The 22078-nt window shown below is 72.6% G+C and carries 21 protein-coding genes; 11 read left to right on the top strand and 10 right to left on the bottom strand.

Going from position 1 to position 22078, the window contains the following annotated elements:
• The first annotated feature begins 16 nt into the window (after positions 1–16).
• From B5D66_RS04820 to B5D66_RS04805, 3 genes are all read left to right on the top strand, one after another.
• Positions 17–4156 carry a TIGR02680 family protein gene (locus B5D66_RS04820; protein WP_078760368.1) on the top strand — a complete coding sequence of 1380 codons (4140 nt, stop codon included), beginning with the start codon at positions 17–19 and terminating at the stop codon, positions 4154–4156.
• Positions 4153–5556 (top strand): DUF2399 domain-containing protein, encoded by a 1404-nt coding sequence (locus B5D66_RS24930; protein WP_159457214.1) that lies wholly within the window; start codon positions 4153–4155, stop codon positions 5554–5556. The genes B5D66_RS04820 and B5D66_RS24930 overlap by 4 nt, the downstream gene beginning before the upstream one ends.
• Positions 5557–5692: 136 nt before the next feature.
• Positions 5693–6307: a superoxide dismutase gene (locus B5D66_RS04805; RefSeq protein WP_078760366.1), complete on the top strand. Its 615-nt coding sequence runs from the start codon at positions 5693–5695 to the stop codon at positions 6305–6307.
• Positions 6308–6498: 191 nt separating this feature from the next.
• Here B5D66_RS04805 and B5D66_RS04800 read toward each other — a convergent pair whose 3' ends face one another.
• The 3 genes from B5D66_RS04800 to B5D66_RS04790 all read right to left on the bottom strand — a co-directional run bounded on the left by B5D66_RS04800 (position 6499) and on the right by B5D66_RS04790 (position 8131).
• On the bottom strand, positions 6499–7173 hold the full coding sequence (locus B5D66_RS04800; RefSeq protein WP_078760546.1) for an HAD family hydrolase: 675 nt from the start codon (positions 7171–7173) through the stop codon (positions 6499–6501).
• A 10-nt stretch (positions 7174–7183) separates the two neighbouring features.
• Entirely contained in the window at positions 7184–7795 is a 612-nt protein-coding gene (locus B5D66_RS04795) for a DUF4126 domain-containing protein (protein WP_078760365.1), read from the bottom strand.
• A gap of 81 nt (positions 7796–7876) precedes the next feature.
• Positions 7877–8131, bottom strand: coding sequence for a DUF2630 family protein (locus B5D66_RS04790; protein WP_078760364.1), 255 nt, complete (start codon positions 8129–8131; stop codon positions 7877–7879).
• A gap of 201 nt (positions 8132–8332) precedes the next feature.
• Here B5D66_RS04790 and B5D66_RS04785 point away from each other — a divergent pair, with 201 nt between their 5' ends.
• The 3 genes from B5D66_RS04785 to B5D66_RS04775 all read left to right on the top strand — a co-directional run bounded on the left by B5D66_RS04785 (position 8333) and on the right by B5D66_RS04775 (position 9697).
• A complete protein-coding gene (locus tag B5D66_RS04785; protein ID WP_078760363.1) occupies positions 8333–8938 on the top strand; it encodes a hypothetical protein in 606 nt (201 codons plus the stop codon).
• Between the two features lie 223 nt (positions 8939–9161).
• Positions 9162–9449: a metal-sensitive transcriptional regulator gene (locus B5D66_RS04780; RefSeq protein ID WP_078760362.1), complete on the top strand. Its 288-nt coding sequence runs from the start codon at positions 9162–9164 to the stop codon at positions 9447–9449.
• A gap of 38 nt (positions 9450–9487) precedes the next feature.
• The gene (locus B5D66_RS04775) at positions 9488–9697 is read left to right on the top strand and encodes a heavy-metal-associated domain-containing protein (RefSeq protein WP_078760361.1); all 210 of its coding nucleotides are present in this window, start codon (positions 9488–9490) and stop codon (positions 9695–9697) included.
• Between the two features lie 72 nt (positions 9698–9769).
• On the opposite strand, the gene B5D66_RS04770 is transcribed toward B5D66_RS04775, so the two are convergent.
• Both B5D66_RS04770 and B5D66_RS04765 read right to left on the bottom strand, forming a co-directional pair.
• Positions 9770–11128: an NAD(P)/FAD-dependent oxidoreductase gene (locus tag B5D66_RS04770; RefSeq protein WP_078760360.1), complete on the bottom strand. Its 1359-nt coding sequence runs from the start codon at positions 11126–11128 to the stop codon at positions 9770–9772.
• Between the two features lie 144 nt (positions 11129–11272).
• Positions 11273–11869, bottom strand: a complete 597-nt coding sequence (locus B5D66_RS04765; protein ID WP_078760359.1) for an SACE_7040 family transcriptional regulator — start codon at positions 11867–11869, stop codon at positions 11273–11275.
• Between the two features lie 130 nt (positions 11870–11999).
• Between B5D66_RS04765 and B5D66_RS04760 the strand changes: the two genes are divergently transcribed.
• From B5D66_RS04760 to B5D66_RS04750, 3 genes are read left to right on the top strand one after another with little or no spacing between them, the layout of a single operon-like run.
• The gene (locus B5D66_RS04760; RefSeq protein ID WP_078760358.1) at positions 12000–13610 is read left to right on the top strand and encodes a carboxyl transferase domain-containing protein; all 1611 of its coding nucleotides are present in this window, start codon (positions 12000–12002) and stop codon (positions 13608–13610) included.
• 31 nt (positions 13611–13641) lie between these two features.
• Positions 13642–15783 (top strand): acetyl/propionyl/methylcrotonyl-CoA carboxylase subunit alpha, encoded by a 2142-nt coding sequence (locus B5D66_RS04755; protein WP_078760357.1) that lies wholly within the window; start codon positions 13642–13644, stop codon positions 15781–15783.
• Positions 15780–16934, top strand: coding sequence for an acyl-CoA dehydrogenase family protein (locus B5D66_RS04750; protein ID WP_078760356.1), 1155 nt, complete (start codon positions 15780–15782; stop codon positions 16932–16934). The genes B5D66_RS04755 and B5D66_RS04750 overlap by 4 nt, the downstream gene beginning before the upstream one ends.
• A 353-nt stretch (positions 16935–17287) precedes the next feature.
• Here B5D66_RS04750 and B5D66_RS04745 read toward each other — a convergent pair whose 3' ends face one another.
• Positions 17288–18055: an SDR family NAD(P)-dependent oxidoreductase gene (locus B5D66_RS04745; protein ID WP_235000750.1), complete on the bottom strand. Its 768-nt coding sequence runs from the start codon at positions 18053–18055 to the stop codon at positions 17288–17290.
• Between the two features lie 198 nt (positions 18056–18253).
• Between B5D66_RS04745 and B5D66_RS04740 the strand changes: the two genes are divergently transcribed.
• Complete coding sequence (locus B5D66_RS04740) at positions 18254–18883, top strand: TetR/AcrR family transcriptional regulator (protein ID WP_078760354.1); 630 nt, start codon at positions 18254–18256, stop codon at positions 18881–18883.
• 127 nt (positions 18884–19010) lie between these two features.
• Positions 19011–19967: a cation diffusion facilitator family transporter gene (locus B5D66_RS04735; protein WP_078760545.1), complete on the top strand. Its 957-nt coding sequence runs from the start codon at positions 19011–19013 to the stop codon at positions 19965–19967.
• A 28-nt stretch (positions 19968–19995) separates the two neighbouring features.
• Here B5D66_RS04735 and B5D66_RS04730 read toward each other — a convergent pair whose 3' ends face one another.
• The 4 genes from B5D66_RS04730 to B5D66_RS04715 form a co-directional block, all read right to left on the bottom strand.
• Positions 19996–20298, bottom strand: a complete 303-nt coding sequence (locus B5D66_RS04730; RefSeq protein WP_078760353.1) for a hypothetical protein — start codon at positions 20296–20298, stop codon at positions 19996–19998.
• 169 nt (positions 20299–20467) lie between these two features.
• Positions 20468–21058, bottom strand: coding sequence for a GTP-binding protein (locus B5D66_RS04725; protein ID WP_078760352.1), 591 nt, complete (start codon positions 21056–21058; stop codon positions 20468–20470).
• Positions 21059–21092: 34 nt separating this feature from the next.
• Positions 21093–21587 (bottom strand): DUF742 domain-containing protein, encoded by a 495-nt coding sequence (locus B5D66_RS04720; RefSeq protein ID WP_394330028.1) that lies wholly within the window; start codon positions 21585–21587, stop codon positions 21093–21095.
• Positions 21588–21610: 23 nt separating this feature from the next.
• Positions 21611–22012: a roadblock/LC7 domain-containing protein gene (locus tag B5D66_RS04715; RefSeq protein WP_078760350.1), complete on the bottom strand. Its 402-nt coding sequence runs from the start codon at positions 22010–22012 to the stop codon at positions 21611–21613.
• Positions 22013–22078: the final 66 nt, after the last annotated feature.

Below are 22078 nucleotides of genomic sequence, written 5' to 3'. Positions count from 1 at the left end.
ACGTGAGGATCAAGACGTGGACGGCCGAGCCGACCTTCGCGAACGCTGGCGACTGCACCGCGGTGGCGTGGTCAACATCTGGCAGTACGCCGAGGAGGAGTTCGACCTGTCCGGTGGCCGGGTGATCCTGAAGGGCACCAACGGTTCGGGCAAGTCGCGCACCCTGGAGCTGCTGCTCCCGCTGTGCCTGGACGGGGATCTGCGCAACATGGGGTGCAAGGGCTTCGACACGGTGAGCATGAGCCGTCTCATGCTCGACGACTACACCGCGGGCCGCTCCCGGGTCGGTTACGCCTGGATCGAGCTGCGCCGGGTGCGCGCCGACGGCACGGAGGAGTTCTTGACCTGCGGGATCGGGGTGAAGGCGAGCGCCTCGTCCCGCCAGGTCAGCGACTCGTGGCGGTTCATCACCCCGGCCCGGGTGAACAAGGACTTCGCGCTCATGGAGCAGCAGACCCCTATCAGCCAGTCCCGGTTGCGCGAGCACATCGGGGAGAGCGCGGTCGTCGCCGGCCAGGAGGCGTTCCAGGAGCGCGTCGCCGCCGCGGTCTACGGCATCACCGGAGGCAACCGCTACACCGACCTGCTGCACCTCCAGCGCACGCTGCGCAACCCCGACATCGGCCTGAAGGTCCTCCAGGGGCAGTTGGAGCAGCTGCTGTCCGACGCCCTGCCGCCGATCGACCCCGACGTCATCGCGCGCACCGCGGCCGGGCTGGACAATCTCGAAGGGGTGCGGCGCAACGTGGCCCGGCTGCGCCGGGCCGACGCCGCGCTCCAGGAGTTCCTGACCGGTTACCGCGCCTACGCCCGCGGCATCCTGGCCGACCGCGCCGCCCGGCTGGAGGACGCCGAGAAGGCGTTGGGCCGGGCCCGGCGGGCCCGCGACAGGCGCGAGACCGAGCGGGCGGCCAGCGAGGCCGAGCTGGTCCAGGCCCGGCTCGACCGCGACTCGTTGACCGAACGCGCCGAGCAGGTCGAGACCGAGCTGAGCGCGCTCAAGGCGTCCCCGGCCTACGGCGCCCTGGGCGATCTGGAGGACAAGGCCGCCACCGTCGACTCCCGGCGCAGCCACGTCGAGAGCGCGCTGGGCCACACCCGGGAGCTGCGAGCCGCCGAGGAGCAGTCGATCGCGGCCATCGGACGGGCCGCGGCGAGCGTGGTACGGCTGGGAGAGGGGGTCGCGGCACAGGCCGAGCGGGCGCGGGAGGAGCTGCGCGCCATCGGTCTGCCGGCCACGTTGGGCGCCCTGCCCCGCCTGGTGCCCGACCTGGAGCGGGCGAGCGGGACCGTCCGGGCGCTGCTGTCCCCCGAGCCCGACGCCCGCCCCGAGGAGCTGCACCGCGAACTCCCTCCCCGCCTGGACGTCGCCGCGCTGGAACGCGCGGCGCAGGAGACCGGCGAACGCGCTGATGCCGCGGCGCGCGCCGCGGCGGAGCGGGCGCCTGTGCTGGCGGCCCTGCGCGCGCGGGCCGAGCAGGTGGTGGAGGCCGAGGAGCGGGTGGAGCGGCTGGGCGAGCGCGCCGCGACGGCGGCGGAGGAGGCGGTGTCCGCGGCGCGGCGTGTCGCGGAGGGCGAGGAGCGGTTGCGCGCCGTCGCCGACCAGTGGGTGCACGCCGTCCGACGCTGGCGTGAGGAGGCACCGCCCGCGGGCGACCGGCCCGAGCCCGGCGAGCTGCCCGCGGCGCCCGAGCCGGCGGAGGTGATCGCCGACCCCGAGGGCTTCCGCGACGCCCAGCGGGAGGCCCGCGCCGCGCTGCAACCCCGGGTGCGCGCCGTCCAGCACGCCGCCGTGGTCGCCGAGCAGCGTCTGGCCCAGGTCAACGCCGAGCGCGGCCGTTTGGAGGCGGAACTGCGCCGGTTGCGCGAGGCCGTCGAAGTGGAGCTCGCGCCGCCGGCGCTGACCACCGCGCCGCGCGATCCGCGCCACGGCGCGCCCTTCTACCGTCTGGTCGACTTCGCCCCCGACCTGCCGGAGCCGGACCGGGCCGGCCTGGAGGCCGCCCTGCACGCTTCGGGCCTGCTCAGCGCGTGGGTGCGGGCCGACGGCGGGATCGAGTCCGAGGGCGACGACGTGTGGGCGCGGCCACGCGATCGGGTGGAGGGTCCCAATCTGGCCGATGTGCTGCGGCCCGCGACGGACTCCGCCGGTCCCGTCTCCGAGGAGCTGGTGGGGCGGTTGCTGGAGTCGGTCCCCCTCCTCGGGGCGGACCACGACGCGCACGGGCGTCCTTCCGTGGGGTGTGACGGCCGGTGGCGGGCGGGGGTTCTCAGCGGGCGCCACACCAAGTCCGAGGCCGAGCACATCGGCGCGGGCGCGCGGGAGCTGGCGCGTCGCCGCCGTATCGCCGCCGTGGAGGCGGAACTCACCGCGCTGACCGAACAGGCGGAGGGGTTCGCGGCGTCGCTGCGGGCCGCCCAGGAGCTGGAGCGGGCCTGGCAGTCCTGCCTGGACTCCTTCCCGGAGGTGGCCGAGGTGCTGCGCGCCCACTTCGAGGCGCAGGCCCGCCGTTCGGCGGCGCGGCGCGCCGCCGACGAGGCCGAGCGCGCGGAGGGCGAGCACGCGCGGGCCCGGGCCCGGTTGGGCGCCGAGCGCTCCGAGCACCAGCGCGCCTGCGGTGAGCTCGGTGTCACCGAGGACGCCGAGGGGTTGCGCGAACTGTGCGAGCGCGCCCGCCGCGCGATCGAGGCGCTGGAACGCATGGGGGAGCTCCTCCGCCGTGACCATCCCGACGCGCTGCGCTCGCTGACGGCCTCCCAGCAGGACCACGAGCGGGCCGCCCGGGCCCGGGAACAGGCCGAGGCGCAGGCGCACGAGGCCCATCGCGGCTACGCCGAGGCCCACGCCACGCTGGCCAAGCTCCGCTCCACCCTCGGCCGCGACGCCGGCCAGGTCGGGGAGGAGGTCCGCCAGCTGGAGGAGGAGCGGCGTCGTCTGCGTTCGAAGGCCCCCGGCGCCCAGGAGCGGGTCGAGAACCGGGTCAAGGCCCTGGCCGACGCCGAGGGACGCCTGGAGAACGCGGAGAAGGAGCACGCCCGGGCCGAGGCCGACGTGGCCGACGCCGAGGACGCGCTGACCGACACCGCTGAGGTTCCCGGTGTGTGGGAGGCCGCCACCGGCGCGGAGGAGCCCCCGTTCGACCGGACCGAGTTGCGCGCCGCGATCGCGGCGGCCCTGGAGGGGGAGACGCCTCCGGGCGAGCCCGCCGCCCTGGAACGCGACCTTCTCGGCCGGATCCAGACGTTGCAGACCGCGCTGGCCGGAACCCACGACGTCCAGGCCGACCGCACCCGCGGGGTGCTGACCGTGGCGGTCAGCGAGGAGGCGGGAACCGCGCCGGTCGCGGCGACCGCGCGGCGCACCGCCGAACGCCTGACCCTCGCCGAGGACAACCTCACCGGCCGTGAGGAGCGGATCTTCGAGGAGTACCTGCTCGGCGACGTCGCCGAGGAACTGCACCGCCAGATCGGTTCGGCCGAGTCGCTGACCCGCCGGATGAACGCGGTGCTGGAGAACGCCCGCTCCAGCCAGGGCGTGCGGGTGGAACTGTCGTGGGAGCCCGCCCCCGATCTGGATCCGGCCGAGCGTTCGGCGTTCGCGCTGGCCAAGAAGTCCGTCGCCCGGCGCACGCCGGAGGAGAACGAACGGCTGCGCCGCGCCCTGATGGACCGCATCCGCGCGACCCGGGCCGAGGGGCGCAGCAGTGGCTACGCCGAGGTGCTGGCCGGCGCCCTGGACTACCGGCGCTGGTACTCCTACCGGGTGCGCATCCACGACACCGGGCCGGACGGCCAGCCGCGCGACCGTCGGATCCGCCAGCTCTCCTCCGGGGAGACACGCCTGGTGTCCTATGTGACCCTGTTCGCGGCCAGCGCCGCGTTCTACGACGCGCTGGAGACCGAGCTGGAGGGGCCGCTGCGCCTGGTGCTGCTGGACGAGGCGTTCGAGCGACTGGACGATCCGACGATCGCCCGCCTGCTGGAGCTGCTGGTGGACCTCGACATGGACTGGGCGATCACCTGGCCCTCGGGGTATGGCGTGTCGCCGAAGATCGACCGGATGCACATCTACGACATCCTCAAGCGCAAGGGCGCCTGGGGGGTGGCGTGCGCCCGCACGACGTGGAACGGCAGCGGATTCGAGCGCGCGGCGTGAGCGGCGCGCCACCGGCCGGAGATGCCGGGCGCGCCCCCGCGGCCCCCGTCGAGCGGCTGCCCGCCTACCTGCGCGCCTTCTACGCCAAGGCCGAACTCGCGGAGTTTTGGACCCGGGCGCGCCGACACGTCGAGGGCAGGCGGGCCGGCATCGACCCGGACGGCCGCCCCTCGAAGGTCGGGGTTTCGGTCACCGCCGAGACCCGTGGGGTGGTCCAGCAGCTCCCCGGTGCCGAGCGCGGCCGCGACGAACGGCCCGCTCAGGTGCGGGTGGACCTGACCGCGCTGGCCCGGAAGCTGCGCGACGAGCACGGCGTGGACCTGGCCGACCTGATCGCGGAGCACACCGGCGGCGCCCCGCTGGTCCATCGCCCCGCGCAGAAGCGGGTCAGGCGGGAACGGGCCGCCCGGGTGCGCGAACGCTTTCTCGGCGAGTTGGAACGCACCGACCTGGCCGGTGCCGCCTGGACGTCGGAGTGGCTGGACTGGTTGACCCGCGGGCTGACCGAGGAGACGGCGGCGGAGCGGGTCCGGCTCGCCCGCCACGCCTGTGACGTGCTCGCCCGGATCCACCTGGATCCGGACCGGCCGGCCGAGTCCGTCCTGGGCCTGGCCGAGCTCGCCCACGCCGAGGCGAGGGGCGGCTCCCACGGGCTGGAGGAGCGGCGCGCCCCCTTGGCGACGTTGGTGCTGCGCGCCGCCGCGTTCGCCCACGGGCGGTCCTGGAGCGATCGGGCGGAGGACGTGCGGACCCTGTGGGAGCGCTGCGGGGTGTCCACCGGCTCCCCCACCACCACGGTGTCCGCTCGTGGCCTGCTCTTCACCGGGGACCATCCCTGGGCGCGCAACCTGGGCGAGCGCGTCCGGCTGGGGCACGCCCTGCACCTGGACCGCGACGACCTGCGCGTCGCCCGGGGACTGCCCGCCCTGATCACCCCCGGGACGGTGGTCGCCGTGTGCGAGAACCCCCTCGTCCTGGAGTACGCCGCGCGGGCGGGGGCGCGCTGCCCGCTCGTCTGCGTCGGCGGACAGTTCTCGACCCTGGCCTTGGACTGGCTGCGGCTGCTGGCGGAGTCCGGGGCGAGGTTGCGCTACCACGGCGACTTCGACTGGGCCGGCCTGCACATCGCCACGCGGGTGCTGCGGCTTCCCGGCGCCCGTCCGTGGCGGATGTCGGCCGCCGACCACGCCGCGGCCCTGGCCGGGCTCGACCCCGATCGCCTGCCCCCACTGGGGCCGGGAGGTGCCGCCTGCCCGTGGGATCCGGCCCTGCCCGAGGTGATGCGGGCGGCCGGCGTGGTCGTCGAGGAGGAGTGCCCCCCGGTGCGCGCGGCCCTGGTCGCCGACCTGACCGCGTGGGGACGGGAGCGGTCGCCGCATGGGAGGCCCGGTGCCGGGTAGGGCGCAGGGTGCGGGTTATTCCCCACAACGGCTGTCATGAGGGCAACACCGGTCCGCCGGGGCACCTGCTGATAGCTTTTCCCAAGCGATCGATTCGCGTGTCAGAGCCACAACCGTGTCAGAGGAAGGTGCGTAGATGTCCGCGCCCTATTCGCTTCCCGAGCTGCCTTACGACTACAGCGCGCTTGAGCCGTGGATCTCCGGTCAGATCATGGAGCTGCACCACGACAAGCACCACGCGGCCTACGTCAAGGGCGCCAACGACGCGCTGGAGGGGCTCGCGGAGGCGCGTGACAAGGACGACCTGAGCAAGGTCAACCTGCTCCAGAAGAACCTCGCGTTCAACCTGGCCGGTCACGTCAACCACACCGTCTTCTGGCCGAACCTGTCGCCGGACGGTGGCGACAAGCCCGAGGGCGAGCTGGGTGCCGCGATCGACGACGCGTTCGGCTCCTTCGACAAGTTCCGTGCGCAGTTCAACGCGGTCGCCACCGGCATCCAGGGTTCGGGCTGGGCCATCCTCGCCTGGGACATCCTCGGCCAGAAGCTCATCATCGAGCAGCTCTACGACCACCAGGGCAACCTGGCCGCGGGTTCCTACCCGCTGCTGATGCTCGACATGTGGGAGCACGCCTTCTACCTCCAGTACAAGAACGTCAAGGCCGACTACGTCAAGGCCTTCTGGAACGTCGTCAACTGGGCCGACGTCCAGCAGCGTTTCGAGGCCGCCCGCAAGGTCGCCCTGGCCTAGCCCGGGTGGGGGCGCGCCGCGTCCGTCCCACGACGAGCAGAGGGGCGGTGCCATAGGCACCGCCCCTCTGCCGTGTCGGCGTCGGCGCGCCGTCTTCGCGGGCGGCCCTTTGGCCGCGCGGACCCGCGCGACCGGCCGCGCCCTTGGCGGCTGCGCATCGCGACGGGTGGACGGTCGGGGCCGGGAGGAGGTCAGCCGCGCAGCAGGGCCACGGCCTCGGTGACGGAGTCGACCACCGGGTGGCCGGTGGCCTCCAGGCGGTCGCGGCTCATCAGGCCCGAGGCGACCAGGATCGCGCGGGTGCCCGCCTCGACCGCGGCGTGACCGTCGTCGTCGATGTCGCCGATCAGCACGACCGTCGCGGGGTCGATGTCCTGGACGCGCAGGTGCTCCACCAGGTGTTCGGCCTTGGAGTCGTGGACGGTGTCGCGGCGACGCCCGTCGATGCGGGTGAAGTGGTCGCTCAGCCCCCGCTCCGCGATGAGGGGGACGAGGTGGTCGTGGCCCGCCATGGACAGCAGCGACTGCGTGCGTCCGGTCGCCGGCCATGACGTCAGCACGTCGATCACCCCCTCGGCCAGGTCGCAGGAGGGCAGCAGATCCAGGTAGTGGCTGTCGTAGGCGGTGTTGACGCGCTCCCACTCGGCTTCGGTGAAGGGCCGCCCCAGCAGTTCCTCGTAGCAGGCCAGGAGGGGACGGCGGAACTTCGCCCGCCAGTACTCCAGGTCCACGGGGTCACGGCCGAACTCCGCGCAGACGCGGTTGACCGCGGCGAGGTTGGCGTGGTTGTCGTTGAGGAGGGTGCCGTTCCAGTCCCAGACGATGTGGGAGATCTCGCCTGGCCGTTCGATCGCGTTGTGAAGCACGTCCTGCACTCTACGGTCCCGTGAGTCCTGCCTGTTCCCCGGCCCGGCGTCCCCCGCCGCGTCTGCGACGGGCCCGCCAGACCGCCACCGCGAGAACGGCGAACAGCGGCAGGATCACGAGCAGCAGGATCGGCACCACGACGGCGAGCAGGGCGAGCACGACGCTGGCGATGTCCTCGGCGGTGCTGGCGACCGGCGCGCCGACGCCCACGGTGACCGTGTTGAGGACCGGCCGGGCGAGGGCTTTGAGGCCGTGGAAGGCCAGGGCGATGAGAATGCCCGAGAGCACCGGCCACCACGGGCCCTCCCCCGCGGCGGCGATGTCGCCGGGGGTGACCGCGGAGACTCCGGCCCCGAAGGTGACGCCGCCCGAGGCGGGGCGCACGAACGTCTGGAGGAGGTCGTTGATGCTGTCCACCGCCGGGATCTTGTCGGCGACGATCTCCACGACCAGCAGCAGGCCGAAGACGGCGAGCACGACCGGGTGTTCCAGCCACTGCCAGCCCGAGGACAGTGGGAGCAGGTCGGTATAGCGAGCGAGCAGGCCGACGGCCAGCAACGGCACGTAGGCGTTGAGCCCGGCCGCCGAGGCCAGCCCGGTCCCGGTGAGTACCTCCAGCACGTGTCCTCCCGTCCTCGAAGGGCGCGGGAGGATCCCGCACCGCCTGTTTCGACGTCGGGACGGGGCGCGGGGTTCCGCTGTCTACTGCCGGTACTCCTCGACCTGGGCCGCGGGGCGGACCTGGGCGGTGTCGGGGTCCTTGCCGAACTCCTCCTGGGCGCGACGCTGGCGCAGGAGGTCCCAGCACTGGTCGAGCGCGGCCTCCAGGTCGCGGATGCGCTGGCGTTCCATGGGGGTGAGCCGGTGTTCGTGCTGCTCCCTCAGGTCGCGTTCCTCGGTGACGAGCTCACCGATGCGCCGGATGATGTCCTCGTCGCGGTTGCTGACGTCGCTCATGTGATCCATGTTCCGTGCCGATCCCCCTGGTTGGCAAGCATCGACCGAGGTCACCAAGGGTGAGACATCACCACCTATCGGGACGGATCAGGTTAACTCGCTCACACCGAGGGAAGGTCCCGGCCCGCCGGACGACAGCCGCCGTCCGGTGGAGCGCGTCACGGCGCGTCCCGCCTCCCCAACGCCGCCCTGGAGCACACGATGAAGTTCTATGCGGACCGCCCCCTGCGCTTCTTCCTCCAGTTCCTCAGCGACACACTCGCGCTGGCCTGGATCGCCGGCTGGGTCTGGGCGGCGGTGTCCCTCCACGAGACCCTCAGCGGTCTGGCCCGGCCGGGGGAGCTGATGGAGGACGCCGGCGGGGGGTTGAGCGCGCACATGGGCGAGGCCGCGGAACGCGCCGGCGAGATCCCGCTGATCGGCGACACCCTGAGCGAGCCGTTCACCAGCGTGGGAACCTCCGGCGAGGCGTTGAGCGAGGCGGGACAGCGCTTCCAGGAGACGGTCGCCGATCTGGCGCTGGTGGTGGCGCTGCTGACCGCGGTGATCCCCCTGCTGTTCGTGCTGGCGACCTGGCTTCCACTGCGGGCACGTTGGGTCGTGCGGGCCGGGGGCGCCCGGCGGCTGCGCGCGATGTCTCCGGAGGCCCGCGGCGAACTGCTGGCGTTGCGCGCGCTCGGCTCGGTCCCCCCGGGCCGGCTCCTCAAGATCCACTCCGACCCCGTGGGGGCCTGGCGGACCGGGGACGCCCGCACGATCGCCCGGCTGGCCGACCTGGAGCTGCGGCGCCTTGGTCTGCGCCCCTGACCCACGCCGGACCGGTTCCTTTCCCCGCGCCCGCTCTCGCCCTGTTTGCCGGACAACGCCCATCAGCGTCGATACTCGGAGGGAGACGGCTCCCTCCCGTGCCCCGCGCCGCGGCCACGCGCGCCGGCCGGTCACGCACCGGGGGCCCGGAGCACACCGCTGGAAATACCCAGAGGGGGTATCATTGGCCGAGGAAGCACAGAGGACCCAGGGGGACGCCGGCATGGCCACCTACGGCTACCACGACAACAAGCAGAAGCATCTCAACCGGCTGCGCCGGATCGAGGGCCAGGTCCGTGGGCTGCAACGGATGGTCGAGGACGACTCCTACTGCATCGACATCCTCACCCAGACGTCGGCGGTGAACAAGGCACTGCGCTCGTTCGCGCTGTCACTGCTGGATGAGCACCTCAAGCACTGCGTCGCCCACGCCGTCGCCAATGGCGGCGACGAGGCCGAGGAGAAGGTGCGCGAGGCGTCGGAGGCCATCGCCCGGTTGGTCCGCTCCTGACCTCTGACACGTCGTCACACTACGGAAACGGGAACGCCATGGCTACCAGCACCACGATCACCGTCAGCGGCATGACCTGCGGGCACTGCGTCGCGTCCGTGAAGGAGGAGGTCGGCGCCCTGCCGGGTGTGACGTCCGTGGACGTCGACCTGGAGAGCGGGCGGGTCACCGTCGACAGCGAGGGGCCGCTGTCCCGCGAGCAGCTCGACGCGGCCGTCGCCGAGGCCGGTTACGAGATCGTCGCCTGATCCTCTCCCCTCCCCCGCGCGCCGCGGGGTGGACGCGCACTTGCGTCCACCCCGCGGCGTGGCGATGGGCGGTCATACCGCTCCGCGCGCCATCTCCACCTGCTGGCGCACCTGGTCCTGGTCCAGGTACTGCGACGTCTCCTCCGGATCGACCAGGGTGTCGATCTTGCGGTTGAGGAAGCCCAGCCGCGACACCTCACCGCCGAGCAGGGCCCGGATCGCCCAGTTGGTCGCGACCCGTGCCCGGCCGGGTCCCGAGGGCAGCGCGTACAGGTGGTAGGCGCGGGTGATGCCCAGCGCCGGAAGACCCGTGATCTCCTTGCCCAGGGGACGGGCCACCGCGTCGCGCCCGCTGAGGTCGACCAGCAGGCCCAGGTCCTTGTGCCGGTACTCCTGCAGGGGCTGTCCCAGCAGCGAGGCGATGACGTTGTCGGCGAGGAGGTGCCCCTGCCGCATGGCGTGCTGCGCGGTGGGCGGGCACAGCGCCCCCTCCTCGTCCTTGCTCAGGTCGGGGACGGCGGCGGAGTCGCCGGCGGCCAGGATCTCGGGGCTGCCGGGCACGGCCAGGTCCGCGCCCACGACGAGCTTGCCCTTGTTCGTGGCCAGGCCGGTCGCCTCCATCAAGGGGCTGGGCGAGGTGCCCGCGGTCCAGATCAGGGTGCGGCAGGGCAGCACGCGGTCGTCGGTCAGCGTGACCTTGTCCTCGGTGGCCTCCTTGACGCTCACCCCCAGGGACACCTGCACGCCGCGCTGTCTGAGCAGGTTCATCGCCGCGTCGCCCAGGCTCTCGCCGAGCTCGGGCATCAGCCTGGGCGCGATGTCGATGAGGTGCCAGCTGATGGACTCGCGCAGCCGTGGGTAGCGCTTGCACGCCTCCTCGCACAGCAGCTCCAGTGACGCCGCCGTCTCGACGCCGGTGTAACCGCCACCGACGACGAGGAAGGTGCAACGTTCCTCGCGTTCCTGCGGATCGTCGCTGGCATTGGCCAGCTCGAGCTGGGCGAGCACGTGGTCACGCAGGTAGACGGCCTCGGCGAGGTTCTTGTTGCCCCGTCCGTGCTGGATGAGCCCGGGGATGTCGAAGACCCTGGTGTTGCTTCCCGGGACAAGCACCAAACGGTCGTAGGGGACGTAGGTGGTCTCGCCGGAGATCTTGCGCGCCACGACGGTGCGCGACTTGGTGTCGACACCGATGGCGGCCCCGGGGACCATCTTGGTCCGGCGCAGCAGCCGGTGCAGCGAAACCGCGATCGACTGCGGGGTCAGCAGCCCGGAGGCGACCTGGGGCAGCAACGGCTGGTAGAGCATGTAGTCGTTGGGTGTGATGAGGACCAGTTCCGCCGCGTCCTTGGGGATGCGCCGCTCCATCCGGCGCAGCGCGTTCAGCCCCGCGAAACCGGCTCCGACCACCACGATGCGAGGCCGTGCCATCGTCGAACCACTCCCCCTCGAAGACGGCCCGGCGTCATCCGCGCCCTGTGCCACGGGCGCCGGGCGGTTCAGGTTCACGGCTCCGCTGCCCTGGCGCCCACCACTCAAACGTGACGCGATCGCGCCCGGGAGGGTGGGCGCGGGTCATCCCCCGGGGCGCGCGGAGGCGAGCAGCGCGGCGCGTCCCATGGCCAGGAGCAGGTCGGCCATGCGGCCGGAGGGGAGGCGGCCGGCGCTGTGCGGGGTGGAGTTGAGCAGGCCGAAGGTCGCGTGCACGGCGGCGCGCAGCTCTTCCGCGGAGACGCCGGGGCGCAGCCGGGCGAGGACGTCGACCCACTGTTCGACGTAGCCCCGTTGGAGCCGGCGGACCCGCCGCCGTTGCGGCTCGGGCACGTTGCCCAGTTCGCGATCGTGGACGGTGATGAGGGCGGGCTCGCCCAGCGCGAAGGCGATGTGGCCGCGCAGCAGCCGGTCCAGGGCGTCCTCGGGCGAGTGGGCCGCGGCGACGTGGGCGGCGCCGTCGGCGGCCAGGCGCTCGCTGATGTCTAGCAGCATGGCGGCCAGCAGGGCCTCCTTGCCGGGGAAGTGCCGGTACAGGGCGGGGCCGCTGGTGCCGACCGCGCGCCCCAGCTCCTCGATGGAGACCCCGTGGAAGCCCCGCGCGGCGAACAGGTCGGCGGCGGCGCGCAGGATCGCGTCACGGCGACCGGTCCGGCCGGCCCCAACGTGGTCGATGGCCATCGTCCCTCCCGCCTCGGGGATCCTCCCCCTACCGTGACCCTGGACACGGCTGTTAACGATCATTAACATCGACCATGTTAGCGGTCATTAACATCTCGCGACCAGAGGGGAACCCATGAGCAGGGCACCCGTGCTCACCTCGGCGGTCGACACCACCGGCGCGGCCTTCCAGGCCAACGCCGAGGTCAACCGCGCGCTGGCGGCCGAACTACGGGAGCGGATCACGACGGCCGCGGCCGGCGGGCCGGAGAAGGCCCGCGCCCGCCACGTCGAGCGCGGCAAGCTCCTGCCGCGCGACCGCGTGGACGCGCTCCTGGACCCCGGATCGCCCTTCCTCGAACTCTCCCCCCTGGCCGCCTTCGGCATGTACGGGGCCGACGGCCACGACGCTCCCGCCGCCGGCATCATCACCGGGGTGGGCCGCATCCAGGGCCGCGAGGTCGTGGTGGTCGCCAACGACGCCACCGTCAAGGGCGGCAGCTACTACCCGATGACGGTCAAAAAGCACCTGCGCGCCCAGGAGGTGGCCCTGCACAACCACCTGCCGTGCGTCTACCTGGCCGACTCCGGCGGCGCGTTCCTCCCGATGCAGGACGAGGTGTTCCCCGACCGCGAGCACTTCGGACGGATCTTCTACAACCAGGCCACCATGTCCCGGCTGGGCATCGCCCAGATCGCGGCCGTGCTCGGCTCGTGCACGGCCGGCGGCGCCTACGTCCCCGCCATGAGCGACGAGGCCGTCATCGTCCGCGACCAGGGGACGATCTTCCTCGGCGGTCCTCCCCTGGTCAAGGCCGCCACCGGCGAGGTGGTCACGGCCGAGGAGCTGGGCGGCGGCGACCTGCACACGCGCGTCTCCGGAGTCGCCGACCACCTGGCCGAGGACGACGCGCACGCGCTGGAGATCGTCCGGCGGATCGTCTCCACCCTCGGTCCGCGCCCCGCGCCCGCCTGGGAACAGCTCCCCGCGCGCCCTCCTGCGGCCGATCCCGAGGAGCTGTACGGGGTGATCCCCGCCGACACGCGCACCCCCTACGACGTCCGCGAGGTGATCGCGCGCGTCGTCGACGCCAGCGAGTTCACCGAATTCAAGGCGGAGTACGGGACGACGCTGGTGACCGGCTTCGCCCACATCCACGGCCACCCCGTCGGCATCGTCGCCAACAACGGCATCCTGTTCTCCGAGTCCGCGCTCAAGGGCGCGCACTTCATCGAACTGTGCGACCGCCGTTCCATCCCGCTGGTCTTCCTGCAGAACATCTCCGGTTTCATGGTCGGCCGCGACTACGAGGCCGGTGGTATCGCCAAGCACGGCGCGAAGATGGTCACCGCCGTCGCCTGCGCGCGGGTCCCCAAGTTCACGGTGGTCATCGGGGGCTCCTTCGGAGCCGGGAACTACAGCATGTGCGGCCGGGCCTACTCCCCCCGGTTCCTGTGGATGTGGCCCAACGCCCGGATCTCGGTGATGGGGGGCGAGCAGGCCGCCTCGGTCCTGGCGACCGTGCGCCGCGACCAGATGGCCGCGCGCGGCGAGGAGTGGGACGCCGAGGCCGAAGAGGAGTTCAAGGCCCCCATCCGCGAACAGTACGAGCGTGAGGGCAACCCCTACCACTCCACCGCCCGGCTATGGGACGACGGGATCATCGACCCCGTCGACACCCGTACCGTGCTCGGGCTCGCCCTGGCCGCGGCGCGACACGCACCGCTGGAACCGGTCGGTTACGGCGTCTTCCGGATGTGAGGCAGTGATGGTCAGCGGGACGGAGTCACAGATGATCGACGGGGCCGAGCCCACCGGGACCCCCCACCCCGCGGTCCGCGGCGGCACGGGCGCCGCCCCGGTCGTGCTCGTCGCCAACCGGGGCGAGATCGCGGTGCGGATCATGCGCACGCTGCGCCGGCTGGGGATGCGCTCGGTCGCGGTGCACAGCGACGACGACGCCGGCGCCCGGCACGTGCGCGCCGCCGACAGCGCGGTGCGGTTGGCCGGGGACGGCCCCGCGGGCGGTTACCTCGACGGCGCGGCCATCATCGCCGCGGCCACGGCCACCGGGGCCACCATGGTCCACCCCGGTTACGGGTTCCTCTCGGAGAACGCCGCGTTCGCCCGCGCCTGCGCCGACGCGGGACTGACCTTCATCGGTCCACCTCCGGAGGCGATCGAGGCGATGGGCGACAAGATCCGCGCCAAGCGGACCGTCGCCACGGCGGGGGTCCCGCTCCTGCCCGGCTTCGCCGAGGAGGCCGGGCGGCCCATGGACGACGGGGAGCTCGTGGCCGCGGCCCAGCGCGTCGGGTACCCGTTGCTGATCAAGCCGTCGGCCGGGGGCGGCGGCAAGGGCATGCGCCTGGTGGGCGACCCGTCGGAGCTGGCGAGCGCCGCCGCAGCTGCGCGCAGGGAGGCTCTCGCCTCCTTCGGTGACGCCACCCTCCTGGTGGAACGGTTCGTGGAGCGTCCCCGCCACATCGAGGTGCAGGTGCTCGCCGACGCCCACGGCAACGTCGTCCACCTCGGCGAACGGGAGTGCAGCCTCCAGCGACGGCACCAGAAGATCGTCGAGGAGGCCCCCTCCCCCCTGCTCGACGCGGACCTGCGCGCGGCGATGGGCGGCGCGGCCGTGGCCGCCGCCAAGTCCTGCGGCTACGTAGGCGCGGGGACGGTGGAGTTCATCGTCTCGGGCACGGGCAGCGGCGAGTACGCCTTCCTGGAGATGAACACCCGGCTCCAGGTCGAGCACCCCGTCACCGAGGAGGTCGTGACCATCGGCGGTGTGCGCGGGGTCGACCTGGTCGAGCTCCAGGTGCGTGTCGCCATGGGCGAGCCGTTGCCCTTCTCGCAGGCCGACATCGGTTTCGCTGGACACGCGGTGGAGAGCCGGGTCTACGCCGAGGACCCCGCGCGCGGTTTCCTGCCCACGGGCGGCAGCGCGCTGCTGTTGGAGGAACCCGCGGGCGAGGACGTGCGCGTCGACTCCGGTCTGGCCGAAGGCGCGCGGATCACCTCGGCCTATGACCCGATGCTCGCCAAGGTCATCACCTGGGGACCCGACCGCGGCGCCGCGCTGCGCCGCATGGACACCGCTCTGGCGGGTTACGGGCTGCTGGGGTGCGACACCAACGTCGCGTTCCTGCGCCGCCTGCTGGGCCACCCCGAGGTCGCCGCGGGCCGGCTGGACACCGGCCTGACCGAACGGGTCCGCGCGGAGCTCACCGCCGGCGAGCGGGAGGTCCCCGACGCCGTCTACGCGGCCGCGGCCCTGGACCGTCAGCTCGCCTTGGAGCCCTCCGGCCCCGTCGTGGACCGCTTCGACGTCCCCGACGGCTGGCGGATCGGCGGCCCCGCGTGGACGACGTGGCGATTGCGCGCCCCCGGCGCGGACCCCGTCGCGGTCCGGGTGCGTCGCCGCGACGGCGTGGGGCGCCGCTTCGAGGTGCGTGTCGGTGACGGCGCGCCGGTACGGGCGAGCGCGTCACGCGGCGCGGGCGGCCGCTCCCTCACCCTCACCTACGGCGGGCTGTCCCTGCGCTTCTCACGCGCGCTGGAGGGGGAGGTGCTGTGGCTGGGCCGTGAGGGCGCCACCTGGCGGCTGCACGAGGAGACGCTGCTCGCACCGACCCGCGCGGGTGAGGGCGCGGGCGACGGGACCCTGCGGAGCCCCATGCCGGGGACCGTGCTCTCGGTGGCCGTGGCGGAGGGCGACTCCGTGACGGCCGGCGCCCCGGTGGTGGTGGTCGAGGCGATGAAGATGGAGCACGCCGTCACCGCGCCGATCGACGGGGTGGTCACCGCGCTGCCGGCGCGCCCCGGGCAGTCCGTGGCCATGGACGCCGTCCTGGCCGTCATCACCGCCTCTCCCGCGGGCGATCCCGCCGGGGACGGGGCCGTCACCAGGAGCGAAGAGGAGTCAGCGTGAGCCACCGGCTGTCGGAAGAGTACGAGGAGCTGCGCCGCAGCGTCGAGGCGTTCGCCCACGAGGTCGTCGCGCCCGTGATCGCCGGCCACTACGAGCGAGGCGAGTTCCCCTACGAGATCGTCGCCCGCATGGGCGAGATGGGACTGTTCGGCCTGCCCTTCCCCGAGGAGTACGGGGGCATGGGCGGCGACTACTTCGCGTTGTGCCTGGCCTTGGAGGAACTGGCCAGGGTCGACTCCTCCGTCGCGATCACCCTGGAGGCCGGCGTCTCGCTGGGCGCGATGCCGATCTTCCGGTTCGGTTCGGCCGAGCAGAAGAAGACCTGGCTGCCCCGGCTGTGCTCGGGCGAGGCACTGGGCGCGTTCGGCCTGACCGAGCCCGGGGGCGGATCCGACGCCGGCGCCACCCGCACCACGGCGCGGCTGGAAGAGGGCCACTGGGTCGTCAACGGGACGAAGTCGTTCATCACCAACTCCGGCACCGACATCACCGCCCTGGTCACGGTCACGGCGGTCACCGGACGACGCCCCGACGGCCGGCCCGAGATCTCGGCGATCCTGGTGCCCGCGGGAACGCCCGGGTTCTCCGTGGGGCAGCACTACTCGAAGGTCGGCTGGAACGCCTCCGACACCAACGAGCTGGTGTTCGAGGACTGCCGGGTGCCCGAGGAGAACCTGGTCGGCGAGCGCGGCCGCGGCTACGCCCAGTTCCTGCGCATCCTCGACGAGGGGCGGATCGCGATCGCGGCGCTGTCGGTGGGCCTGGCCCAGGGGTGCGTGGACGAGAGCCTGCGCTACGCGGCCGAGCGTGAGGCGTTCGGCCGGCACATCGGCCACTACCAGGCGATCCAGTTCAAGATCGCCGACATGGAGGCCCGGGCGCACACCGCGCGGCTGGCCTACTACGACGCCGCGGCGCGCATGCTCGCGGGCGAGCCGTTCAAGAAGCAGGCGGCGATCGCCAAGCTGGTGGCCTCCAACGCCGCGATGGACAACGCCCGCGACGCCACCCAGGTCTTCGGCGGATACGGCTTCATGAACGACTACGCGGTGGGCCGTTTCTACCGCGACGCCAAGATCCTGGAGATCGGCGAGGGCACCAGCGAGGTGCAGCGCATGCTCATCGCCCGCGAACTGGGCCTGCCCGCCTGATCCACGCCGGCAGAGGATCCCCGCGAGTCTCGTCGCGGGGATCCGGCCGCCTCGCGCGGTCCTCGCCGTGGGGTGAGCGGTCAGCCGCCACGGGGGCTGGGAGCCCCATCGGGGGCGGCGAGGATGTGCGGCTGGCCATGGGGCTCAGGGAGCGGTCCCGGCCTCCTCTCCCCGGCCGTCTCGCGCCCGGCCGCCACGCGCGGGAGCGCCGGGACGGGGCGCCGGCCGGCTGGACGTCGGCCGGCGCTTCGGGGGCCGGACGGCCCACCGAGCCCCCTCCGTCGGAGCCGGGCGTTCGGCGAGGCGGGCCATATGGAACGGTCACCGCCGGCGCCACCACGGCACCTCGCGGCTCAGACCGCGGCCCAGCCGTTGTCGACCGGCAGCACGACGCCGTTGATGTTGCTCGCGGCCTCGGAGGCGAGGAAGACGATCGCGGCGGCCTGCTCCTCGGCCTCGGCCGGGTGCCCGATGTTGCGCATGTAGGAGGCGAGGACCCCGGGACCGTGCGCCTCGGCCTGGGCGTCGACGGTGATGCCGGTACGGGTGCCTCCGGGGGCGATGGCGTTGGCGCGGATCCCCTTCTCCCGGTACATCACGGCGACCGACTTGGTCAGGCCGGCGACACCGTGCTTGGAGGCCGTGTAGGCGGCGCCGGCGGCGCTACCGCGCAGCGACGCCTCCGAGGCGGTGAAGACGATGGCGCCCTTCCCCGCGTCCAGCATGTGCGGCAGCACGGCGCGGGTGAGCATGAAGGGGGCGGTGAGATTGACGCGCAGGACACGCTCCCACTCGCCGTCCTCGGTGTCGGCGGCGGCCGACATGCGGTCCATGATCCCGGCGTTGTTGACCAGCACGTCCACACCGCCGAAGGACTCGACGGCGGTGGCCGTCACCCTGTCGACGACGGTCTGGTCGCTGAGGTCTCCGGCGACCACCACGGCGGTGCCACCGGCCTCCTCGATCTCGCCGGCGACCGCGCGGACCTTGGCCTCGTCGATGTCGGCGATCAGGACCCGGTCCCCTTGGGCCGCGAACTTCAGGGCGGCGGCCCGGCCGATGCCCGAACCCGCACCCGTCACGATCACGCCACGGCCCACCGGGCCGGAATTACCGTTCACGTCGTTCTCCATTGTCCGTCTGGCGCGGCGGAGCGCGGCTTGTGGCCGGTTTGCGCTGTTCCCGCCGCCTGAGGACTTCAGCGTACGACTTTATGGCACTCAACGCCAAAAAGAGATCGGGGAACCGCCACGCCGATCGTGACGGCTCCCCGACAGGCCGGAGGGACGGGGAGGGGCGGAACGCGCGAGGATGTCCCCATGGAGGACGCCACGCACACGGACGCGCAACGCCCACGCCCCCGGACCGGACGCCCGCCCCTGAGCGAGCAGAGCAAGGCCGCCACCCGGCTGCGCATCGCCCACGAGGCGGTGCGCCTCTTCACCGCCCAGGGGGTGGCCAAGACCTCCTCCGCCGAGATCGCCCGCGCGGCCGACATCTCCCCGCGCACCCTGTGGCGCTACTTCTCCGCCAAGGAGGAGTGCGTCAGCCCGTTGCTGTCGGCCGGCGTCGAGGCCCTGGTGACGGCCCTGCGCGACCGAACCCCCGGCCAGGTCTTCAGTGAGGCGCTGCGCTCGCTCTCGGTGGAACGCTCGGGAAACTCCTGGGCCATCGTGCAGCTCGTCCGCCTGACCCGTACCGAGCCGGGGGTGCGCTCCGTGTGGGTGCGGACCCATCTGGACGCCGAGCCGCTGATCGCCGAGGTGATCGCCCTGCGCATCGGCGCCTCCCCGGAGGACCTGCGCCCCCGCGTCCAGGCGGCGGTGCTCAACGTGGCCCTGCGCGCGGCGGTGGAGGACTTCGCCTGGCACCCCCGCGACGACGGCCGCTCCCTCGACGACACCGTGCGCGAGGCCCTCGCCATCGCGGCCGAGGGGCTGTCCGACTGACCCCCGAACTCGATCCCCCCGCTCCTGCCCGTGAGAGCGGGCCGCCGCGGGGCACTGGGCCTAGGACGGGACGACCGGTCGCAGACTCCACGCGCCGGAGCCCGGCACGTGAATCAGGGGGATGACCGTGGCAACCGAAGGCAGTACCCGCGCCGTCGTCACCGCGCTCGGCGCCAACCTGGGGATCGCCGTGACGAAGTTCGCCGCCTGGGCGCTCACCGGTTCCTCGGCGATGCTCGCCGAGTCCATCCACTCCGTCGCCGACTCCGGCAACCAGGTCCTGCTCCTCGTCGGCGGCCGGCGGGCCCGGCGGCGGGCCACCCCGGAGCATCCCTTCGGCTACGGCCGCGAGCGCTACGTCTACGCCTTCCTCGTCTCGATCGTGCTGTTCGCCCTGGGCGGCCTGTTCGCGTTGTACGAGGCCTGGCACAAGATCAGAGATCCCCACCCGATCACCTCATGGCACTGGGTCCCCATCGTGGTGTTGCTGGTCGCCATGGCGATGGAGGCGACCGCGCTGCGCACGGCGGTCAAGGAGTCCAACGCGGTGCGCGGGGACACCGGCTGGGTGGGGTTCGTACGCCGCTCCAAGGCGCCGGAGCTGCCGGTGATCCTCCTTGAGGACACCGGCGCGCTCCTCGGCCTGGTGTTCGCGCTCGCCGGGGTCACGTTGACGCTGATCACCGGGAACGGCGTGTGGGACGGCCTGGGGACCGCCATGATCGGCCTCCTCCTCGTGGCCATCGCGGTGGTCCTCGCGGTGGAGATGAAGAGCCTGCTGATCGGGGAGGCGGCGAGCGGGGAGCACGTCCGGTTGATCCAGGAGGCCATCGAGACGGGCGCGGACGTGGAGGGGGTCATCCACATGCGCACCATGCACCTGGGCCCCGAGGAACTGCTCGTGGCCGCCAAGATCGCGATCGACGTCGAGGACTCGGCGGTCCAGGTGGCCACGGCGATCGATTCGGCCGAGCGCCGGATACGCGCGGCCGTGCCGATCGCCCGGCTGATCTACCTGGAACCCGACGTACGGCGTTACACCCTCCCGAACGGATCGGGCCCCTCGCCGGCTGGAACGACCTGAGGGAACGGCTCCCCGGCCACTCCCGCGCTCAGGGCTCGGACCGGGACCGGGGCGCGGGCACCGTGGGCGCGCCGTCCCCGGCGGCCGCGGAGTCGTCCTGCCAGTCCAGGAGCAGGTAGGTGGTGTCGAAGTCGCGTCCGCGCCACTGTTCCAGGGACAGGTACAGGCAGTCGTCGGGCTCGTCGGAGAGCGGGATCGTGAACTGGTAGCAGCCGAAGTCGCGCAGGACCTCGCGCAGGGACCTGGCCCGGCGGCGGCGGACACCGGCCGTGTCGGCCTGCCACGCCTCGGGCCGGGAGAGGTCGGTCTCGCGTACGATTCCCCGGATCATGAGTCCCCCCTTCGGCAGGCGCGCCGACCCACGCGAGGCCGGCCTCACGATCGTTGTCCCCGCTCGGGGCGGGCCCCACTCCTCGACCCGGCGGCCGGGCGAACAAGGAACGCGCCGCCTCGCCGATGTCGGCGAGACGGCGCGTACGCGGTCTCCTGGCGCGTGGCCGTCACCGCCAGGAGCTCTGTCCTCCGGTCGAGGTCGGCTGCCCCGCGCTCGCGGCGTCCCCGACGGTGATGGCGTGCTCCACCAGGGTGATGAGCGTCGCCTTCGTGGAGGTGCGGTCACGCGCGTCCACCTGCACGATCGGGATGTTCTCGTTGAGCGTGAGGGCGTCACGGACCTCGGAGGCCGTGTGCGGGTAGTAGCCGTCGAAGCCGTTGATGGCCACGATGAACGGCAGCCGCGCCTCCTCGAAGTAGTCGATGGCCGGGAAGCAGTCGGCCAGCCGGCGGGTGTCGACCAGGACGACGGCGCCGATCGCGCCCTTGACGAGGTCGTCCCACATGAACCAGAAGCGGTGCTGGCCCGGCGTGCCGAACAGGTAGAGGATGAGGTCGGAGTCCAGTGAGACGCGGCCGAAGTCCATCGCCACCGTGGTGGTCTGCTTGTCCGGCGTCTTGGCGAGGTCATCGACCCCGACGCTGGCGCTGGTCATGACGGCTTCGGTGGTCAGCGGCACGATCTCGGAGACGGAGCCCACGAACGTGGTCTTGCCGACGCCGAACCCTCCGGCGACGACGATCTTGACCGACGTCATCGCACTCGCCACAGCACCGCCCTCATCGGCCGCGCTAGAGCTTGCGAAGTCCACTGAGCACCCTTTCAAGCAGGTTGGTGTTGGGCCGGCTGTCGGTGTTGAGCGACGATCTGATCTGGACCAGCCCCTGCTCCGACATGTCCGCCACGAGCACCCGAGCGACACCTAGCGGAATCCGCAGCAGTGCGGAGATCTCCGCGACGGAGCGCCATTCCCGGCACAGATCGCTGATTGCCTGGCATTCGGGGGTCAGGGTCCCGAACTCGTTGCGAGCGGTCGCAGTCGTGGAGATCAGCGCCTCCAGCGGCAGCTGCGACCGCGGTTTGGTACGCCCCCGCGTCACAGCGTAGGGGCGTACGAGCGAACTCGGCGCGCTGTTGGCGGCCGGCCACTGCTGTCGGTCTTGTGGTTGCTGGCCGTGCCGCGGAGCGTCGGCGCCCGACACACCGTCCGTCAGCGCCCGGGAGGCGCCGGCGGGCTGGTGTCCGAACCATGAGGTGCTCCCGGCATCCCTACCGTGAGGTGCCACCACTTCCTCCTGTCGGTGGTGGTTCAGTGGACGCCCGAAGTGCGCGCCGCCGGGGTCAGCGCCCGGCCGGCTCGCTCCACGAGAAGGGTCATCTCGTAGCCGATGAGGCCGAGGTCACACTCCGCCGCGGCGAGGACCGCCAAGCACGAACCATCACTGATCGCCATGATCATCAACAGACCGCGCTCCATCTCCACGACGGTCTGAGCGACCGCGCCGCCCTCGAAGACCCGGGCAGCCCCCTGCGTGAGGCTGGACAGCCCCGAGGCGATCGCCGCGAGCTGGTCGGCGCGGTCCGTGGGAAAGCCCGCGGACGCCGCGAGCGGCAGTCCGTCGGACGACACCACGATCGCGTGCGCGACGTCAGGCACACGGTTAGCGAAGTCAGTGATCAGCCAGTTGAGCTCGTTCACCGGTTGACTCATCTGCTCTCCTGTCGGTCCCAGCCTTCGCATCGGCCGTCGGGGGTGGAGCCGGCCAAAAGCCAAGAT

The organism is Marinactinospora thermotolerans DSM 45154, assembly GCF_900167435.1.
Classification (GTDB): domain Bacteria; phylum Actinomycetota; class Actinomycetes; order Streptosporangiales; family Streptosporangiaceae; genus Marinactinospora; species Marinactinospora thermotolerans.
The sequence above is the reverse complement of the archived record's forward strand: the minus strand, read 5'-3'. Positions and strand labels throughout refer to the sequence as shown.

Excerpts from the sequence above, each read along its gene's own strand:
- B5D66_RS04725 (WP_078760352.1), bottom strand. The coding sequence starts at position 21,058 with ATGACGTCGGTCAAGATCGTCGTCGCCGGAGGGTTCGGCGTCGGCAAG.
- B5D66_RS04775 (WP_078760361.1), top strand. The coding sequence starts at position 9,488 with ATGGCTACCAGCACCACGATCACCGTCAGCGGCATGACCTGCGGGCAC.
- B5D66_RS04765 (WP_078760359.1), bottom strand. The coding sequence starts at position 11,869 with ATGGCCATCGACCACGTTGGGGCCGGCCGGACCGGTCGCCGTGACGCG.
- B5D66_RS04805 (WP_078760366.1), top strand. The coding sequence starts at position 5,693 with ATGTCCGCGCCCTATTCGCTTCCCGAGCTGCCTTACGACTACAGCGCG.
- B5D66_RS04785 (WP_078760363.1), top strand. The coding sequence starts at position 8,333 with ATGAAGTTCTATGCGGACCGCCCCCTGCGCTTCTTCCTCCAGTTCCTC.
- B5D66_RS04715 (WP_078760350.1), bottom strand. The coding sequence starts at position 22,012 with ATGAGTCAACCGGTGAACGAGCTCAACTGGCTGATCACTGACTTCGCT.
- B5D66_RS04740 (WP_078760354.1), top strand. The coding sequence starts at position 18,254 with ATGGAGGACGCCACGCACACGGACGCGCAACGCCCACGCCCCCGGACC.
- B5D66_RS04730 (WP_078760353.1), bottom strand. The coding sequence starts at position 20,298 with ATGATCCGGGGAATCGTACGCGAGACCGACCTCTCCCGGCCCGAGGCG.
- B5D66_RS04780 (WP_078760362.1), top strand. The coding sequence starts at position 9,162 with ATGGCCACCTACGGCTACCACGACAACAAGCAGAAGCATCTCAACCGG.
- B5D66_RS04770 (WP_078760360.1), bottom strand. The coding sequence starts at position 11,128 with ATGGCACGGCCTCGCATCGTGGTGGTCGGAGCCGGTTTCGCGGGGCTG.
- B5D66_RS04790 (WP_078760364.1), bottom strand. The coding sequence starts at position 8,131 with ATGAGCGACGTCAGCAACCGCGACGAGGACATCATCCGGCGCATCGGT.
- B5D66_RS04755 (WP_078760357.1), top strand. The coding sequence starts at position 13,642 with ATGATCGACGGGGCCGAGCCCACCGGGACCCCCCACCCCGCGGTCCGC.